At 70.5% G+C, this 2,078-nt stretch carries 3 protein-coding genes; 2 read left to right on the top strand and 1 reads right to left on the bottom strand.

Features of this window, described 5'->3' with window-relative positions:
* A partial coding sequence (locus ACEN88_RS30015) for a hypothetical protein (RefSeq protein ID WP_413345586.1) occupies positions 1-259 on the top strand: 259 nt, incomplete at its 5' end.
* A gap of 91 nt (positions 260-350) precedes the next feature.
* Here ACEN88_RS30015 and ACEN88_RS30010 read toward each other — a convergent pair.
* Positions 351-638 (bottom strand): hypothetical protein, encoded by a 288-nt coding sequence (locus tag ACEN88_RS30010; RefSeq protein ID WP_413345584.1) that lies wholly within the window; start codon positions 636-638, stop codon positions 351-353.
* A 196-nt stretch (positions 639-834) separates the two neighbouring features.
* On the opposite strand from ACEN88_RS30010, the gene ACEN88_RS30005 reads away from it, so the two are divergent.
* Positions 835-2,078: FAD-dependent monooxygenase (locus tag ACEN88_RS30005; RefSeq protein ID WP_413345582.1), on the top strand; the 1,244-nt coding region annotated here is incomplete at its 3' end.

Below are 2,078 nucleotides of genomic sequence, written 5' to 3'. Positions count from 1 at the left end.
CCATCACGTCCGCGCGCTTCGGCGCAGCGTTCAGCGCCGCCTCGGCCGTCGCCTGCGCGCGCGCGTCGCCCAGCGCCTGGTAGCACAGCGCAAGATTGTTCAGCGCGACATCCGCTACCACCTGGCCGCGGCGCTGGCCGCCAGCGGCGACAAGGCCGCGGCGCGCAAGGAACTCGACGGGTTGCTGGCGGGCGACATGCGGTTTGCGCAGGCGGACGAGGCGCGCAAGCTGATGGAAAAACTGAAGACGGGCGGGTGATCAGCCGTCGTCGTCCTCGCGCAAGCGGGGACCCATACTGATCCGAACGGGGACACTCGGCATGGATTCCCGCCTGCGCGGGAATGACGGCTTATTGGCGTGGCGTCCAGCCCAGCCGTTCCTCGATCACCCCGCGATACAACGTCCGGATATCCCCCGGAATCCGGCGCACGTATTCCTCGGCCCTGGCCCGCTCCTCCCCCTGCAGCCCGGCCAGCAGCGCGACCGCCTCGTGCGGGCTGGGCGCCCGTTCGCTGACGCCGGCAAACTTGGCCGGCAGCGCCGTCCACACGACCGCATCGACGTCACGGGTTGCCATCCAGTCCGCGATGCACGCCACGATGGCCGCCGGCGTCTTCGCAGGCAGGCCGGGCGGCACGGGCGCGTGCAGGACGAGGGCCAGCTCGGCGCTGTCGTCGCTGTCGCGCCCGAGTTGCAGACGATGTTAACGGCGCCATCCTTTCCTCTAACAAGCCCGACCGGAGCATTGTAGCGGGACGCGCGTCACATACTGTATCGTTAGCGTGCGCCGTATGCGGCGGATTTCCTGTCATTCTGTTCTGCGAGGAGGCGACATGGACGAGACCGAAGTACTGATCGCGGGGGCCGGACCGACCGGCCTCGTGCTGGCCCTGTGGCTCGTGCGCCAGGGCGTCGACGTACGGATCGTGGACCGCAGCGCGGGGCCGGGCACGAGCTCGCGCGCGATGGCCGTGCAGGCGCGCACGCTGGAACTGTACCGCCAGCTCGACCTGGTGGACGAGATCGTCGCGGGTGGCCTGCGCAATCCCGCCATCAACCTGTGGGCAAAGGGCGAACGGCGCGCGCGCCTGTCCTTCCGCGACGCCGGCCGCGAACTGACCCCGTATCCGTTCGTGCTGATCTATCCGCAGGACCGCCACGAGCGGGTGCTCGTGCGGCGCCTGGAGGAGGCGGGCGTGACGGTCGAGCGCAATACCGAACTGCTGGGCTTCGAGCAGGATGCGGCGGGCGTGACGGCGCGGCTGCGCGGCCCGGCGGGCGAATCGGTGTGCCGCGCCGCCTGGCTGGCCGGGTGCGATGGCGCGCACTCCATCGTGCGCCATCAGCTGGGGACCGGTTTCGAGGGCGGCACGTACCAGCATACGTTCTACGTCGCCGACGTGGAAGTGAGCGGCCCGGCGGCGAACGGGGAGATCCACCTGTCGCTGGAGGAGGGCGATTTCGCCGCGCTGTTCTCGTATGACCAGCAGGGCAATGCGCGCCTGATCGGCGCCGTACGCGACGCCGAGGTGCGCGAGGGCCACACGCTGGCGTTCGACGACGTGCGCCAGCGCGCCATCGCGAGCCTGGGCTTGACCATCCGCCAGGTGAACTGGTTCTCGACCTACCGCGTGCACCACCGGGTGACGGGGCATTACCGGTCCGGACGGGCGCTGCTGCTGGGCGACGCGGCCCACGTCCACAGCCCGGCCGGCGGCCAGGGCATGAACACGGGGATCGGCGACGCGATCAACGTCGCGTGGAAGCTGGCCCACGTGCTGCGGGGCCGGGCGCCGGAAACGCTCATCGATACCTACGAGGCCGAGCGCAAGGCGTTCGCCCAGCGGCTGGTCGAGACGACGGACCGCGCGTTCTCGTTCGTCGTCGCCGAGGGCGGGTTCGCGGACTTCGTGCGCACGCACATCGCACCCCTGTTCGCGTCGGCCGCGTACGGCATCGAACCGGTGCGGGCGTTCATGTTCCGGGTGCTGTCGCAGATGGGCATCCATTATCCCGACAGCCCGCTGTCGGCCGGCAGCGCCGGCCACGTTCGCGGCGGCGACCGGCTGCCGTGGGC

Origin of the sequence: Massilia sp. CT11-108 (assembly GCF_047302915.1) — a bacterium.
In the GTDB taxonomy this organism is placed as follows: Bacteria; Pseudomonadota; Gammaproteobacteria; order Burkholderiales; family Burkholderiaceae_D; genus Telluria; species Telluria orientalis.
Note: the sequence above shows the minus strand (reverse complement) of the source record. Positions and strands in the feature narration are given on the sequence as shown.